The sequence below is a fragment of the Streptomyces sp. NPDC047049 genome (assembly GCF_040643995.1).
In the GTDB taxonomy this organism is placed as follows: domain Bacteria; phylum Actinomycetota; class Actinomycetes; order Streptomycetales; family Streptomycetaceae; genus Streptomyces; species Streptomyces mooreae.
Map to the genome: position 1 here is coordinate 603,961 of NZ_JBEYVM010000002.1, position 15,194 is coordinate 619,154.

A 15,194-nucleotide genomic window follows, 5' to 3' on the forward strand; every position below is an offset into this window, starting at 1 on the left:
GTGGAACGCATTACCACTGGGCGCGGTGCGACGACGCGGCACGTGCGGAAGCGGCCGGTCCGGCGGCGCTGGATCGCGGCCGGGACCGCGGTGGCCGGTGTGGCGGCCTGCCTGACCCTCGCCTCCGTGGGCCATGCCGCCCAGGACGCTGCGCACGTGGCGGCGCACGGCGACGGGCCGAGCCCCAGCCCGCGCCCCGGCGCCACCTGGTCCAGCCGGGACGCCGCCGCCTACTGGACGCCGGACCGGATGGCGGCCGCCGCCCCGGCCGGCCCCGGGCGCGGCACCTCGGACCGGGCCGCCCACGCCCGGTCCGCGCCCGTCACCAAGGCCGCCCCCGCCGCCAAGTCGGCCGCTCGCGCGCGGCACTTCGACGGTGTGCCGTCCGTCGGTGTGCTGTTCTCCGTCGACGGGGACTCCCGCGCGCACCACTGCACCGCCAGCGTGGTGCACAGCCCGCACCGCAATCTGATCCTGACCGCCGGGCACTGCAATCCGGGCACCAGGGCGGCTTTTGTCCCGCAGTATCGTTCCGGCGCGGACAAGCAGCCGTACGGGGTGTGGGCGATCGAGGACACCTTCGCCTATCCCGGCCGTGGCACCACCGGCGCCGGGGCGGACCTCGACTTCGCCTTCGCCACCGTGGCCCCCGACGAGGACGGCCGGCCCGTCGAGGAGATCACCGGCGGCAACACCCTCTCCCCGACGCCCGGTTACACCAATGACGTCACCGTCGTCGGCTACCCGAACGTCCGTCACGACCCCCAGGACAAGGCCGTACGCTGCGCCACCCGCACCAGCCGGCTGTCCGGCACCCATGAACTGCGCATGGACTGCGGCGGGTTCTACGGCGGCACCTCCGGCAGCCCCTGGCTGGCCGACTTCGACGAGGACAGCGGGACCGGCCGGGTCATCGGCCTGATCGGCGGCCTCAACGGGGGCGGCCCCACGGGCCCGGACAGCGACCGCGTCTCCTACAGCCCGTACTTCGGCGAGAAGGTCCTCAACCTCTACGCGCGGGCGTCCCAGGCGTGATCGTGGTCTACGCGATCGTGGTCCAGGTGATCGTGATCTAGGTGTGTGGTCCGGGTTGGCGGGGCGCTCGCTAACGCAGCGCCTCCGCCACCCCCTTCTCGTGCGGTCCGAGGAAGTGCGGATCGGGCCGCAGCAGCGCGTCCGCCGCCGCCTTCCCGGCCGCGAAGATCTCCCGGACACCGCCGTAAGCCCAGGTCACATCGTGCTTCGCGGCCACCCCGACGCCGTACGAGTCGACCCCGGCCGCCGTACACAGCGCCAGCGCGCGCCGGATGTGGAAGCCCTGGCTGACCAGCACCGCCCGGTCCACGCCGAAGACCCGGTGCGCACGGCTGCAGGAGTCCCAGGTGTCGAAGCCCGCGTAGTCGCTGACGATCTTGCGGGCCGGGACGCCGTGCCGCAGCAGGTAGGCGCGCATCGCATCCGGCTCGTCGTAGTCGTCCCGGCTGTTGTCGCCGGTCACCAGGACCGCGCGGACCGTGCCCCGGTCGTACAGCGCGGCGGCCGCGTCCAGCCGGTGGGCGAGGTACGGGGACGGCGCGCCGTTCCACAGCCCCGCGCCGAAGACGATGGCGACGGGTGCGGCGGGCGCGTCCGCGACACCGCGCACCCGGGGGCCCGCCGCTGCGTTCATCCAGGTCGCGGGCGCCAGCGCCAGCACCGTCAGGGCGACGACGGCCTGATAGGCGCGCCGCTGGTCACGCCGGGTCCGCGGCAGCCGTATCCGGCGTATTCCGCTCTCTGCGCGCTGCCGTACGCGCTGCCATACGCGCAGCCCTGCGCCCGGCACTGGCCCCGGTTCCTGCCCTCGCATCCGTGCCCCCGTTTCCGACCACACCCGTCGTGATCGATCTCGTTGGCTGCGACGCCTGCCGCGCCGTGTTGGTTGCGCCGGCGGCCTGGCATCGTGGCAGAGGGAGCACCACGGCCCGGAGAGGAAGCACCGCCATGACCACCGAGCCCGAGCGGCTGCCGTTCTTCGTCTACGGAACGCTGCGCCCCGGCGAGGCCAATCACGCCTGGGCCCTGCGCGGCCGGACCGCGGCCGAGGAGCCCGCCCATATCGGTGGCGCGCTGCTCTACGACGGCCCCGGCTACCCGTACGCCACAGCCGGACCGGCCGGCGCGGTGGTCCACGGCGACCTCGTCCTGCCCCGCGACACCGACTACGACGAGGTGTGCGCCACCCTGGACCGGCTGGAGGACTACGCCCCCGGAGACCCGGAGAACCTGTACGAGCGGGTGCGCACCGACGCCGTGTGCGCGGACGGCAGGACCGTACGGGCCTGGGTCTACCTGGCCGCCGACCGCCTCGCCGCCCGGCTGCGCGCCACCGGCACCCCCATCGAGGGCGGCGACTGGCCGGCGTCGAGAGCGGCGGCCGGCTGACGGCTCCGCCGCAGAACGCCCCCGTCCCCCGCCGCCGGGACGCCACCGGCGCGCGGGCGGGCAGGGCGCCGCCGCGGCACCGGCGACCGGCCCGGATAACCTGGCGACTCCTCGCCGGACGAGCCCCTTCCGGTCACCGGCCGAGGCCCCCGTAACCGCTGACCGCAACCCTTCCCGAACCGCAGAACGCTTCCGAACCGCAGACGAACCGCAGAACAGGTGTGACCCGCGTGGCTTCCTCCCCGTCCTCCCCCTCCGCCGCAACCGCCCCCGCGCCGCTGCCCAAGGCGGAGCTGCATCTGCACATCGAGGGCACCCTGGAGCCCGAGCTGGCCTTCGCGCTCGCCGAGCGCAACGGCGTCGCCCTGCCGTACTCCACCGAGGACGAGCTGCGCCGCGCCTACTCCTTCGACGATCTGCAGTCGTTCCTGAACCTCTACTACGCGCTGATGGCCGTACTGCGCACCGAGGACGACTTCGCCGACCTCGCCCACGCCTACCTCGCCCGCGCCCGGGAGCAGGGCGTACGGCACGCCGAGATCTTCTTCGACCCGCAGGCGCACACCGCGCGCGGCGTCCCGATCGCGACGGTCATCAACGGCCTGGCCCGCGCGCTCGACAGCGCCCTGGAGACCTACGGCATCAGCACCCGCCTGATCATGTGTTTCCTGCGCGACGAGAGCGCCGATTCCGCCCTGGCGACGTTCGAGGCGGCCCGCCCCTTCCTCGACAGGATCACCGCCGTCGGCCTGGACTCCGCCGAGGTGGGGCACCCGCCGTCGAAGTTCAAGGAGGTCTTCGCGCTGGCCCGGGAGGCCGGGCTCAAGTGCGTGGCGCACGCGGGGGAGGAGGGGCCCCCGGCCTATGTGTGGGAGGCCCTGGACGTCCTCGGCGTGGACCGGATCGACCACGGGGTGCGCTCCCTGGAGGACGAGCGGCTGGTGGCCCGGCTGGCGGCCGAGCAGGTGCCGCTCACCGTCTGCCCGCTGTCCAACGTCCGGCTGCGGGTCATCGACGACCTCGCCGACCACCCGCTGCCCGCGATGCTGGACGCCGGACTGCTGGTGACCGTCAACTCCGACGACCCGGCCTACTTCGGCGGCTACGCGGGCGACAACTTCACCGCCGTACGCGACGCCCTCGGCCTCGACGCCGAGACGCTGCGCACCCTCGCCCGCAACTCCTTCCGCGCCTCCTTCCTCGACGAGGCGGACCGCGCGGCGTATCTGCGGGAGGTCGACGCGCACGGGGCGTAGCGCGGGCGGGAAGCGGGCGGCGGGAACCCGGGCGGCCGGAACCCGGCGGGGCGAGCCCTGCCCGGGGCCCGGCCGCCGGCCCCGTCCGCTCAGCCCGCCCTTCGCACGCCGCCGGGGCCGCCGCCAGCCGGAAGGAACACGGAGTTCGCCGCGGGGAAACGGCACCGCAACGCGCGCCTGCCACGCTCACGGCATGACGGCGCCGATACCGCACCCGCCCTCCGCGTTCCCCGGCCCCCTCGGCGCGGGAGACCTCGCCGCCGAGATCAGCGCACAGCTCGGCACCCGGCTCGGCCGGGTCCGGCTGCACGGCTTCCGCCGGCCGGCACCGCCGCCCCCCACCCTCGTCGCCGTGGCGCACGGCAGCCGCGACCCCCGCGCCCTGCCCACCGTCCGGGCACTGCTCGACCGGGTCCGTGCACTGCGCCCCGGGCTGCCCGTACGGCTCGGGCACATCGAGCTGAACCGTCCCCTGCTCGCCGACACCCTCGCCGAGCTGGACGGTACGGCCGTCCTCGTCCCGCTGCTCTTCGGCCGGGGCCACCACGTCACCCACGACCTGCCCGCCGCGCTGACCGGCGCACCCCATCTGACCGGCCGGGTCGCCGAGCCCCTGGGGCCGCACACCCTCCTCGCCGAGGCGCTGCACGGCCGCCTCCTGGAGGCCGGATTCCCCGACGGCCGCTGCCCGCGCAGCGCCGTGGTCCTGGCCGCCGCCGGCTCCCGTGCCCCGCGGTCCGCCCAGGACACCGAGCGCACCGCGCAACTGCTCTCGGCCCGCCTCGGCGGCATGCCCGTACTGCCGGCCTACGCCTCGGCCCTCCCGTCGCCCGCCACCGCCCCAGCCCGAGACGCTTCGCGTCGCCCCTCTCAGATTGCGCCCACCGTCCCCGACGCGGTCGCTGCGCTGCGCGCCTGCGGCCACGACCGGATCGCCGTCGCCTCCTGCTTCACCGCCCCCGGACGCTTCGCCACCCAGTGCGCGGCCGCCGCCCCCCAGGCCGCCTCCGCACCCCTGGGCGACCACCCCGCACTGGCCCGTCTCGTCCTGCACCGCTACGACCAGGCGCTCCTCACACGCAGCGGATCCGGCCCCGAGAGCACCAAGGCGGCTACCGTCGCGGTATGACGGGCACCTCGACGGGCACCTCACCCACCCTCCCCAGCTACACCGCGGCCGATACCGAGCGCTGGGTTTCCGAGCCCGACAAACGCCCGGGACGCACCGCCTTCCAGCGCGACCGCGCCCGGGTGCTGCACTCCGCCGCGCTGCGCCGGCTGGCCGGCAAGACCCAGGTCGTCACCCCCGGTGCCCACACCCCCGCCTGGGACGCCAGCCCGCGCACCCGGCTGACCCACTCCCTGGAGTGCGCCCAGGTCGGCCGGGAGCTCGGCGCCGCCCTCGGCTGCGACCCGGACCTGGTCGAGACCGCCTGCCTGGCGCACGATCTCGGCCACCCGCCCTTCGGGCACAACGGCGAGCAGACGCTCAACGAAGTCGCCGCGCCCTGCGGCGGTTTCGAGGGCAACGCCCAGTCGCTGCGGCTGCTGGCCCGTCTGGAGCCCAAGCGGTTCGTGCCCGCCGCGGACGGTTCGGCGGTCAGCGTCGGGCTGAACCTCAGCCGTGCCGCCCTCGACGCGGCGACCAAGTACCCCTGGCCGCGCGGCGCCCACCCCACCGACCCCGCGTCCCCGAAATTCGGGGTCTACGAGGACGACCTGCCGGTCTTCGAGTGGTTCCGGAGGGATGCGCCGGCCGGTGCGCAGAGCTTCGAGGCGCAGGTCATGGACTGGTCCGACGATGTGGCCTACTCGGTGCACGACGTCGAGGACGGGCTGCACGCCGGGCATCTCGACCCCAACCTCCTGCTCGCGGACGCCGAACGTGCCGAGATCTTCGCGGTCGCCGGTGAGCGCTATGCGCCCGGCGCCGGATCCGAGGAGCTGGCCGCGGCGCTGGACCGCCTGCTGGATCAGGAGTGGTGGCCGCACGGCTACGACGGCTCCGCACTGGCCCAGGCCCGTCTGAAGGACGCCACCAGCCAGCTGATCGGCCGCTTCTGTCTCGCCGCCGAGGCCGCGACCCGGGCCAGGTGGGGGACCGGGCGGCTCACCCGCTACGGAGCCGAACTGGTGGTTCCGGCCGAAACGCGGTGGGAATGCGCCGTTTTGAAAGCCGTCGCCGACCGGTACGTCATGCAGCGCCCCGACCAGGAAGCGCTCCGTGCCGAGCAGCGCATCGTCATCGCCGAACTGGCCGAGGTACTGCTCGCCCGCGCCCCCGACGGCCTTGATCCGCAGTTCCGTTCACTGTTCGACGCCGCCCCCGACGACACCGCACGGATGCGTGCCGTCATCGACCAGATCGCGGCGCTGACCGACACGTCGGCCCGCTCCCTGCACGCCCGCCTCACCCGTCACCCTGGTCACGCGCCGGGCAACCGAGGGTGACCCTAGGGGGAAGCCCCTCATCCCCCTCATGCTCTTCCCCCCTCACGCTCCGTGCGGGACGCTCGAATCCGACCGCTTTCGAACGGAGCACCCTGACAACAGTGAACAGAGAACCCTGACCACGGCGAACGGGAACCTGACCACGGCGGACGGGAACCCCGGCGGCACCGGGGACATCAAGAGGGGGAGCAACCGGGGGCACACAGGGGGGCGTTTACGGACGCGGACGCGGACGTACGGCACCGCAACGAGGAGGAAAACAAGTGGTCGACGCACACCAGACGTTCGTCATCGTCGGGGGTGGCCTGGCCGGCGCAAAGGCCGCGGAGACTCTCCGCGCGGAGGGATTCACCGGCCGGGTGATCCTCATCTGTGACGAGCGCGACCACCCGTACGAGCGCCCCCCGCTCTCCAAGGGGTTCCTGCTCGGCAAGGAAGAGCGCGACAGCGTGTTCGTCCACGAGCCCGCCTGGTACGCCCAGGCCCACATCGAGCTGCACCTCGGCCAGCCCGCCGTCCGCCTCGACCCCGAGTCCAAAACGGTTCGCCTCGGCGACGGCACCCTGATCGCCTACGACAAGCTGCTGCTGGCCACCGGCGCCGAACCCCGCCGCCTGGACATCCCCGGCACCGGCCTGGCCGGCGTGCACCACCTGCGCCGCCTCGCCCACGCCGAACGGCTGCGCGGCGTCCTGGCCTCCCTCGGCCGGGACAACGGCCATCTGGTCATCGCCGGGGCCGGCTGGATCGGCCTGGAGGTCGCCGCGGCGGCCCGTTCCTACGGCGCCGAGGTGACCATCGTCGAGGCCGCCCCGACCCCGCTGCACGGCATCCTGGGCCCCGAACTCGGCGGCCTGTTCACCGATCTGCACCGCGAACACGGCGTCCGCTTCCACTTCGGCGCCCGTTTCACCGAGATCGTCGGGCAGGACGGCGTGGTGCTCGCGGTGCGCACCGACGACGGCGAGGAGCACCCCGCCCACGACGTGCTCGCCGCGATCGGCGCCGCCCCGCGCACCGCGCTCGCCGAACAGGCCGGGCTGGACCTCGCCGACCCGGAGGCCGGCGGCGGGGTGGCCGTCGACGCGGCGCTGCGCACCTCCGACCCGTTCATCTACGCCGCCGGGGACGTCGCCGCCGCCGATCACCCCCTGCTGGACACCCGGTTGCGGGTCGAGCACTGGGCCAACGCCCTCAACGGCGGCCCGGCCGCCGCGCGCGCCATGCTCGGCCAGGACATCAGCTACGACCGCATCCCGTACTTCTTCTCCGACCAGTACGACATCGGCATGGAGTACTCCGGCTACGCCCCGCCCGGCTCGTACGCCCAGGTCGTCTGCCGCGGCGATGTCGCCAAGCGGGAGTTCATCGCCTTCTGGCTCGGCGCGGACGGCCGGCTGCTCGCGGGGATGAACGTCAACGTCTGGGACGTCGCCGAATCCATCCAGCAACTGATCCGCGGCGGGGCACGGTTGCGGCCCGAGGCACTGGCCGATCCGGAGGTTCCGCTGGCCTCGCTGCTCCCGTAGCGTGCGCGTATGACGCAGAACCACCACGGTTCCACCGGCTCCGGCTCCGGCGCTGCTCCTGGCTCCGGCTCGGGCTCCGACCCCGGCAGCGCCGGCGTCCCGGCCGTCACCTTCGACGACGTCCGGGACGCCGCCCGGCGGCTGGCAGGCGTGGCCCACCGCACGCCGGTCCTGCGCTCCCGCACCCTGGACGCGCTGACCGGCGCCGAGGTCCACCTCAAGTGCGAGAACTTCCAGCGGGTCGGCGCCTTCAAGTTCCGCGGCGCCTACAACGCCCTCTCCCGGCTCTCCCCGCAGCAACTGGCCCGCGGGGTCGCCGCCTACTCCTCCGGCAACCACGCCCAGGCCGTCGCCCTCGCCGCCCGGGAGCTGGGCAGCCACGCCGTCATCGTGATGCCCGAGGACTCCCCGAAGTCCAAGCAGGACGCCACCGCCGGATACGGCGCCGAGATCGTCACCTACGACCGGTACACCGAGGACCGCGTCGCCCTCGGCCGCAAGATCGCCGAGGAGCGCGACCTCGTCCTGATCCCGCCGTACGAGCATCCGCACATCATCGCGGGCCAGGGCACCGCCGCCCTGGAACTGATCGAGGAGACCGGCCCGCTCGACGCCCTGCTCGTCCCGGTCGGCGGGGGCGGCCTGATGGCCGGCGCCGCCACCGCCGCGACCGCCCTGGTCCCCGGCATCCGGATGATCGGCGTGGAACCGGAGGCCGGCGACGACACCCGGCGCTCACTGGCCGCCGGCCACCGCGTCACCGTGCCCGTCCCGCGCACCATCGCCGACGGCCAGGCCGTCGAAACCCCCGGCGAGCTGACCTTCTCCCTCAACCGGTGGCTGCTCGACTCGGTCGCCCTGGTCAGCGACGACGAGATCCGCGCGGCCATGAAGCTGGCGTTCGAACGCCTCAAGATCGTCACCGAGCCCAGCGGCGCCACCGCCCTGGCCGCCCTGCTCGCCGGGCGCATCGACCTTCCGCCGGCGCCTGAACGGCCGGGGCGGCCTGGGCGGCCTGGGCGGTCCCCCCACCCGCCCCGCGTCGGCGTGATCATCTCGGGCGGCAACGTGGGACTGGCGAGGTTCCTGGAACTACTGGGGTGAACGGCGGGGCGGCCTGGTGGGAGGTCTCCCGGCTTACCGGCGGCTCCCCCGCCCCCTCCCCCTCCTCCCCCTTCGGGGGAGGGGGCGGGGGTGGGTTCGGGGGTGGGGGGAAAGCCACCGGCACTCGCGGACGCCTCCCGGCCACCCGCCGGCGTCTCCCGACGTCCCCCGGCGCCTCCCGGCCAGGAGTGTCCGACCCCGGCCGTAGAATTCACGCGTGGCAGGCAGGATCAACGATGACGATGTGAAGGCGGTGCGGGACGCGGTCCCGATCGACGCCGTCGTGTCCGAATACCTCCAGCTCCGCAACGCCGGCGGCGGCAACCTCAAGGGCCTGTGCCCCTTCCACGACGAGAAGTCCCCGTCCTTCCACGTCAGCCCGGCCAAGGGGCTCTACCACTGCTTCGGCTGCCAGGAGGGCGGCGACACCGTCGACTTCATCATGAAGCTCGACCACCTCTCCTTCGCCGAGACCATCGAGCGTCTGGCCTCCCAGGCCGGCATCACCCTGCGCTACGAGGAAGGCGGCTACACCCCCGGCCGCCAGCAGGGCGAGCGCACCCGCCTGGTGGAGGCGCACAAGGCCGCCGCCCAGTTCTACGTCGAGCAGCTGGACGGCCCCGAGGCCGAGATCGCCCGCAAGTTCCTCGCCGAGCGCGGCTTCGACCAAGCAGCCGCCCAGCACTTCGGCGTCGGCTACAGCCCGGCCGGCTGGGACCACCTCACCCGCTTCCTGCGCGGCCGCCGCTTCAGCGACCAGGAGCTGGTGCTCTCCGGCCTCTCCCAGGAGGGCCGCCGCGGCCCCATCGACCGCTTCCGCGGCCGCCTGATGTGGCCGATCCGCGATATCGCCGGCGAGGTCGTCGGCTTCGGCGCCCGCAAGCTCCGCGACGACGACAACGGTCCCAAGTACCTCAACACCCCCGAGACCCCCATCTACCGCAAGTCCCAGGTCCTCTACGGCATCGACCTCTCCAAGAAGGAGATCGCCAAGACCAACCGCGCGGTCGTCGTCGAGGGCTACACGGACGTCATGGCCTGCCATCTGGCCGGCGTCACCACCGCCATCGCCACCTGCGGCACGTCCTTCGGCGAGGGCCACATCAAGATCCTCCGCCGCCTCCTGATGGACAACGCCGGCTCCGAGGTCGTCTTCACCTTCGACGGCGACGCCGCGGGCCAGAAGGCCGCCCTGCGCGCCTTCGAGGACGACCAGAAGTTCGCCGCCGAGACCTCCATCGCCATCACCCCCGGCGGGATGGACCCCTGCGACCTGCGGCTCGCCAAGGGGGACGCGGCCGTCGCCGACCTCGTCGAGGCCCGCACCCCGCTCTTCGAGTTCGCGCTGCGCCATGTCGTCTCCCGGCACAACCTCGACACCACCGTCGGCCGCGCCGCCGCCCTCGACGAGGCCGCCCCCATCGTCGCGAACATCAAGAACAGCTCCATCCAGCACGAATCCGCCGTCCAGCTCGCCGGCATGCTCGGCATCCTGGACACCCAGTTCGTCGTCCGCCGGGTCAGCCAGCTCGCCCGCTGGGCCCGTGAGCGCGGCCGCGACGGCGGCCCCGAACAGGGCCGTCAGCAGCGCCGGGGCCAGCCCCCGGCCGCCGAGCAGCCCCGCCCCGCGCCCGGCCCGCGCGGCCCGGCGCTCAACCTCCGCAGCCCCGCCCACCGCGTCGAGCGCGAGCTGCTGAAGCTCGCGCTGCAGCGCCCCGACCTGGTCTCCCCGGCCTTCGACGCCTACGGTGCCGACGAGTTCACCGCCCCGCCCTACGCCGTGGTCCGCCAGTGCATCGAGGCCGCCGGCGGCGCCGCGGCCGGCGCCGCCGACAACGCGTACGTCCCCCGGGTGCGGGAGGCCGCCCCCGACGACACCGTCCGCGCCATGGTCACCGAGCTCGCCGTCGAACCGCTGCACACCCGCCGCGACCCCGACGAGGCCTATGCCGGCGTCCAGTTGGTCGCCGTCCGCCTCGCCGCCGTCAACCAGCGCGTCACCGAAATCCGCGGCACCCTCCAGCGCCTCGGCCCCCGAGCCGACCCCGAACACCTCGCCGCCGTACAGAACGAACTCTGGGTCCTCCAGCAGTACGGCCAGTCCCTGCGCGAACGCGGCTACGCGGCCCTGTAGGACGTCCCGTCGGGGGCGGCGCCAGGGGCGTCCGGGGCGCGTCCGGGGCGCCCCCTCAGGGTGTCCTGTGACGCCCCCTAACACCCCCGGACACTCCCCGCGGTAGCCGTCCGGTCACGGACCGGACTCAAAAAGTGGTCGCACGCCCCTCGTGGCGGGAGTGTGTCGTACTCCACACTGAGAAGCGGTGCCTGAGTCCTCGGAGCGCTGCGGGCCCGGTCGCACCGCGCCGGAATCCCCCGCACCACCGCTTGTGACGTACGGGACGGACAGCGGCTCGGCCGCAACCGTGCCCGACCTTTCTGCCGCCTCAGCAGCGATCACCCTGGAGGTCGCCCCCGTGCAGACCCAGACCCTCGCCGACGCGCCGCCCGCAGCAGAGCCGGTCACGGAACCGGACGCGGAACGGGAAGCGGAACCCGACGCCGACGCCGAACCGGACGCGGAATCATTCCCGGAACAGGCCCCGGAACAGGTCCCGGAACAGGTCCTGGACCCGCTCACCGTGCCGCAGCAGGCCGAACCTCCCGCCGCCGAAATGATCATCGAGGAGATCATCCCGGAGCCGGCACCGCGCCCCGAGGCCGGCAGCCCGTCCGCCGATCTCTTCCGCCAGTACCTCCGCGAGATCGGCCGGATCCCGCTGCTCACCGCCGCCGAGGAGGTCGAGCTGGCCCGCCGCGTCGAGGCCGGCCTCTTCGCCGAGGAGAAGCTCACCACCACCCCCGACCTGTCCTCCCAACTCGCCCACGACCTCGACCGGCTGGTGGTGCTGGGCCGGATGGCCAAGCGCCGCCTGATCGAGGCCAACCTGCGTCTGGTGGTCTCCGTCGCCAAGCGCTATGTCGGCCGCGGGCTGACCATGCTCGACCTCGTCCAGGAGGGAAACCTCGGACTGATCCGCGCCGTCGAGAAATTCGACTACGCCCGCGGCTACAAGTTCTCCACCTACGCCACCTGGTGGATCCGCCAGGCGATGTCCCGCGCGCTGGCCGACCAGGCCCGGACCATCCGCGTCCCGGTCCATGTCGTCGAGCTGATCAACCGCGTGGTGCGGGTCCAGCGCCGGATGCTCCAGGAACGCGGCCACGAGCCCACCCCCGAGGAGGTCGCCGCCCACCTCGACCTGACCGGGGAACGCGTCAGCGAGGTGCTGCGGCTGGCCCAGGAACCGGTCTCGCTGCACGCCCCCGTCGGCGAGGAGGAGGACGTCGCGCTCGGCGACCTCATCGAGGACGGCGACGCCGCCTCACCCGTCGAATCCGCCGCGTTCCTGCTGCTCCGCGAACACCTCGACGCGGTCCTGTCCACCCTCGGCGAACGCGAACGCAAGGTCGTCCAGCTCCGCTACGGCCTCGCCGACGGCCGCCCCCGCACCCTGGAGGAGATCGGCCGGATCTTCGGCGTCACCCGCGAACGCATACGGCAGATCGAGTCCAAGACCCTCAACAAGCTCCGCGACCACGCCTTCGCCGACCAGCTCCGCGGCTACCTCGACTGAGGCGGCCAGGGCCGCGGGACCGCGGGGCTGTGGCGCCGTGGGACCGCCGGGCCGCGGGCGCACCCGACCACCGGGCGCACCCGACCACCGGGCCGCACGAGGGCCGGACCACCGGCCTCCCGGACGACTGGCCCGGGGGCTTTTGCCCCCTCACTCACGCCGACCGCTGAAACGCCCCCGGATGGATCTCGTCACGCACCGTCGTGTACTGCTGGCGCACGGCCTGTCCGACCGCCAGCTCCTCACCGGGCTCGAAGACCTGGCTCGCGGCGGCCGGCCACTGCGGCGGATCGACCCAGGCGGCCCCGCCGCCCGCGCCCGTCTCCGCACCGGGCACCGGGGTGAGCGTGCCGTGCGCCACGCCCCACGCCCAGGCCGCCTGCCGCGCCGCGCCCAGCGCCGCGTAGTCGGCCGGCTGCGGCACCACGACCGGCACCCCGAACAGCCCCGGCGCCACCGCCTGCACGGCACCCAGCTCGGCGGCCGCCCCCAGCAGGAACACCCGGCGCACCGCCACGCCGCGCCCGCGCAGCACATCCAGCGCGTCCGCCAGCCCGCAGAGCATGCCCTCCACGGCCGCCCGCGCCATGTGCTCCGGCTTCATGCTCTCCCGGCGCATCCCGTGCAACGACCCCGCGGTGTGCGGCAGATGCGGCGTCCGCTCGCCCTCCAGATACGGCAGCAGCACCATGCCGTACGCACCGGGCGAGGACTTCAGCGCCAGCTCGGACAGGCCCTCCAGATCCGTCCCCAGCATCTCCGCCGCACCGCGCAGCACCCGCACGGCGTTGCTGGTGTGCACGACGGGCAGATGCCGGCCGGTCGCGTCCGCGAACGAGCTGATCGTCCCGGTCGGGTCGGCCAGCGCCTCGTGATGGATCCCGAACACCGACCCCGAGGCGCCCAGCGACACCACGGCGTCACCCACCCCGACACCGAGCCCGAAGGCCGCCGCCATCGTCTCGCCCGTACCCGCCGAGATCAGCAGCCCCTCCGGGGTGAACCCGGCCGTCCCCGACGGGCTCAGCACCTCCGGCAGCCGCACCTGATGGCCCAGCGCCAGCTCCACCAGATCCGGCCGGTAGGTCTCGGTCGCCGCCGACCAGAAGCCCGTCGCCGAGGCCCCGCCGCGGTCCGTCGTACGCCGCGCGGGACGCCCCAGCAGCTGCCACGCCAGCCAGTCGTGCGGCTGCATGATCTCCGCGATCCGGGCCGCATGAGCCGGCTCCGTACGCGCCAGCCAGCGCATCTTCGTCACCGCATGCGTCGCCTGCGGCACCGCCCCGACGGCCTGCGCCCACGCGCTGCGCCCGCCCAGCGCGTCGATCAGGTCCGCGGCCGCGCTCTGCGCCCGCTTGTCATTGCCCACCAGCGCCGGGCGTACGAGATTGCCCTCGACGTCCAGCGGGACCAGACCGTGCGGCTGCGCGGAGACACCGATCGCCTGCACCCCTTCGAGCAGCCCCCGGCCCGCCGCCTCGCCGAGTGAGATCAGCCATGCCTGCGGATCGGCCTCGGGCCCCTTCTCGACAGGGTGCGGCGCATACCCCTGCCTGATGACGGCACCTGTGTCCGCATCGCAGACGACGATCCGTGTGCTCTCGGACGAACTGTCCAATCCGGCGACTATCCCCATGCACCCAGATGATGCCCCATACGACGCATAGGAGCAGCGTCAGGGTTTGCCGCCGGGGGCCCCGGCTCAGGTATTGCTCGTGCCCCAGTCGTCCTCGTCGGGGGAGCGCCGCTCGCGCAGCGAGCGGACCCGCGCGCTGACCGAGTCGGGCAGCCGGTCGCCGACCTTGGCCGACACCGTCCCGAACGCCTTCGACGCCGCCTCGCGCCCGGTCAGCGCGGCGGACTCCGCGGTGTTCCGGACCGCCGGGTTCTGCGCGACCCGCTGGGCGGCCTTGCGGAGCTGTTCGTACCGTTCCCGGCCGGCCCGTGAGCCGAGCACATACCCCGTGGCCAGTCCCGCGATGAACGTGAGCCGGTAGCGCATTGCTCCACCTTCCTGTCGTCGGACCCCTCCGGCGCCGGTACGCACCGGAGTGTCTGGCTGTGACGCGCGCCTACCCTCCGGGGCCGGAGATCACCCGAGGTGACCTGAGGCGATACCGATTGGCGGAGCACCCCCCTGCTTGCGCTAATGTATGTGTCGCAGCGAACGCGCGCCGTCCGGAAGCCCGGACTGCGGTGCATTCGAGGCACACAGAGCAATCCCCTGTAGCTCAATTGGCAGAGCAGCCGGCTGTTAACCGGCAGGTTACTGGTTCGAGTCCAGTCGGGGGAGCTCGGTCCCCTGTAGCTCAATTGGCAGAGCATTCGGCTGTTAACCGGAGGGTTACTGGTTCGAGTCCAGTCGGGGGAGCAGAGAGAAGAGGGCCCCGGGAGGGGTCCTTTTTCTTGTGCCGTGGAACCGAACGGCCCGTGATCGAAGTCCTCTTGGGCGTGCGTGGTCGTGCGACGGCAGCCCTCACGGGCAACAGATCGTATGAGCGGCTATGCTGCGGCAGACGGCGCGCACAAATGTGCGCGACGCGCCGTGGGGGGCGGTAGCTCAGCCGGTTAGAGCAGCGGACTCATAATCCGTCGGCCGTGGGTTCGAGTCCCACCCGCCCCACCGCAGCACCCAGGGCGAAGCCCCTTTCTACCTGGGGAAACGTCAGAACGGGGGCCACCACTCCACTGTGGTGGCCCCCGTTCAGCCGTTCAGGCCAAGATCCAGGGGACGCGCGGGGGACTCCCAGGGACCGCCGGGCCGCACGGAGGACCGGGGCCGCATTCCCTCACCC

At 73.4% G+C, this 15,194-nt stretch carries 12 protein-coding genes and 3 tRNA genes; 12 read left to right on the plus strand and 3 right to left on the minus strand.

Annotation, left to right across the window (positions count from 1 at the left end):
- The gene (locus tag ABZ851_RS06745) at positions 1-1,035 is read left to right on the plus strand and encodes a hypothetical protein (RefSeq protein WP_361123070.1); all 1,035 of its coding nucleotides are present in this window, start codon (positions 1-3) and stop codon (positions 1,033-1,035) included.
- Positions 1,036-1,105: 70 nt separating this feature from the next.
- On the opposite strand, the gene ABZ851_RS06750 is transcribed toward ABZ851_RS06745, so the two are convergent.
- Positions 1,106-1,768, minus strand: coding sequence for an ElyC/SanA/YdcF family protein (locus ABZ851_RS06750; protein ID WP_336049067.1), 663 nt, complete (start codon positions 1,766-1,768; stop codon positions 1,106-1,108).
- Positions 1,769-1,983: 215 nt separating this feature from the next.
- Between ABZ851_RS06750 and ABZ851_RS06755 the strand changes: the two genes are divergently transcribed.
- The 8 genes from ABZ851_RS06755 (at position 1,984) to ABZ851_RS06790 (ending at position 12,399) form a co-directional block, all read left to right on the plus strand.
- On the plus strand, positions 1,984-2,424 hold the full coding sequence (locus tag ABZ851_RS06755; protein WP_361123073.1) for a gamma-glutamylcyclotransferase family protein: 441 nt from the start codon (positions 1,984-1,986) through the stop codon (positions 2,422-2,424).
- A gap of 230 nt (positions 2,425-2,654) precedes the next feature.
- Positions 2,655-3,680, plus strand: a complete 1,026-nt coding sequence (locus ABZ851_RS06760; protein WP_361123076.1) for an adenosine deaminase — start codon at positions 2,655-2,657, stop codon at positions 3,678-3,680.
- 193 nt (positions 3,681-3,873) lie between these two features.
- Positions 3,874-4,809 carry a sirohydrochlorin chelatase gene (locus ABZ851_RS06765; protein WP_361123079.1) on the plus strand — a complete coding sequence of 312 codons (936 nt, stop codon included), beginning with the start codon at positions 3,874-3,876 and terminating at the stop codon, positions 4,807-4,809.
- Positions 4,806-6,131 carry a deoxyguanosinetriphosphate triphosphohydrolase gene (locus ABZ851_RS06770; RefSeq protein WP_361123082.1) on the plus strand — a complete coding sequence of 442 codons (1,326 nt, stop codon included), beginning with the start codon at positions 4,806-4,808 and terminating at the stop codon, positions 6,129-6,131. Before ABZ851_RS06765 ends, ABZ851_RS06770 begins: the two co-directional genes overlap by 4 nt.
- Before the next feature lie 263 nt (positions 6,132-6,394).
- On the plus strand, positions 6,395-7,660 hold the full coding sequence (locus ABZ851_RS06775; RefSeq protein ID WP_361123085.1) for an FAD-dependent oxidoreductase: 1,266 nt from the start codon (positions 6,395-6,397) through the stop codon (positions 7,658-7,660).
- Positions 7,661-7,669: 9 nt separating this feature from the next.
- Entirely contained in the window at positions 7,670-8,764 is a 1,095-nt protein-coding gene (locus ABZ851_RS06780) for a pyridoxal-phosphate dependent enzyme (protein WP_361123088.1), read from the plus strand.
- 217 nt (positions 8,765-8,981) lie between these two features.
- Positions 8,982-10,898 (plus strand): DNA primase, encoded by a 1,917-nt coding sequence (gene dnaG / locus ABZ851_RS06785; RefSeq protein WP_336048951.1) that lies wholly within the window; start codon positions 8,982-8,984, stop codon positions 10,896-10,898.
- Between the two features lie 187 nt (positions 10,899-11,085).
- Complete coding sequence (locus tag ABZ851_RS06790) at positions 11,086-12,399, plus strand: RNA polymerase sigma factor (protein ID WP_361123092.1); 1,314 nt, start codon at positions 11,086-11,088, stop codon at positions 12,397-12,399.
- Positions 12,400-12,553: 154 nt separating this feature from the next.
- Here ABZ851_RS06790 and ABZ851_RS06795 read toward each other — a convergent pair whose 3' ends face one another.
- The gene (locus tag ABZ851_RS06795) at positions 12,554-14,035 is read right to left on the minus strand and encodes an FGGY family carbohydrate kinase (protein ID WP_361123095.1); all 1,482 of its coding nucleotides are present in this window, start codon (positions 14,033-14,035) and stop codon (positions 12,554-12,556) included.
- 66 nt (positions 14,036-14,101) lie between these two features.
- The gene (locus tag ABZ851_RS06800) at positions 14,102-14,401 is read right to left on the minus strand and encodes a YtxH domain-containing protein (protein WP_361123098.1); all 300 of its coding nucleotides are present in this window, start codon (positions 14,399-14,401) and stop codon (positions 14,102-14,104) included.
- Positions 14,402-14,619: 218 nt separating this feature from the next.
- Between ABZ851_RS06800 and ABZ851_RS06805 the strand changes: the two genes are divergently transcribed.
- The 3 genes from ABZ851_RS06805 to ABZ851_RS06815 all read left to right on the plus strand — a co-directional run bounded on the left by ABZ851_RS06805 (position 14,620) and on the right by ABZ851_RS06815 (position 15,022).
- Positions 14,620-14,692, plus strand: a tRNA-Asn gene (locus tag ABZ851_RS06805).
- Between the two features lie 5 nt (positions 14,693-14,697).
- A tRNA-Asn gene (locus ABZ851_RS06810) sits at positions 14,698-14,770 on the plus strand.
- Positions 14,771-14,948: 178 nt separating this feature from the next.
- Positions 14,949-15,022: transfer RNA gene (locus tag ABZ851_RS06815), tRNA-Ile, on the plus strand.
- Positions 15,023-15,194: the final 172 nt, after the last annotated feature.

What these genes read in the sequence shown, in the direction of transcription:
- ABZ851_RS06765 (WP_361123079.1), top strand. Translation starts at nt 3,874, where the DNA reads ATGACGGCGCCGATACCGCACCCGCCCTCCGCGTTCCCCGGCCCCCTC.
- ABZ851_RS06755 (WP_361123073.1), top strand. Translation starts at nt 1,984, where the DNA reads ATGACCACCGAGCCCGAGCGGCTGCCGTTCTTCGTCTACGGAACGCTG.
- ABZ851_RS06780 (WP_361123088.1), top strand. Translation starts at nt 7,670, where the DNA reads ATGACGCAGAACCACCACGGTTCCACCGGCTCCGGCTCCGGCGCTGCT.
- ABZ851_RS06770 (WP_361123082.1), top strand. Translation starts at nt 4,806, where the DNA reads ATGACGGGCACCTCGACGGGCACCTCACCCACCCTCCCCAGCTACACC.
- ABZ851_RS06795 (WP_361123095.1), bottom strand. Translation starts at nt 14,035, where the DNA reads ATGGGGATAGTCGCCGGATTGGACAGTTCGTCCGAGAGCACACGGATC.
- ABZ851_RS06800 (WP_361123098.1), bottom strand. Translation starts at nt 14,401, where the DNA reads ATGCGCTACCGGCTCACGTTCATCGCGGGACTGGCCACGGGGTATGTG.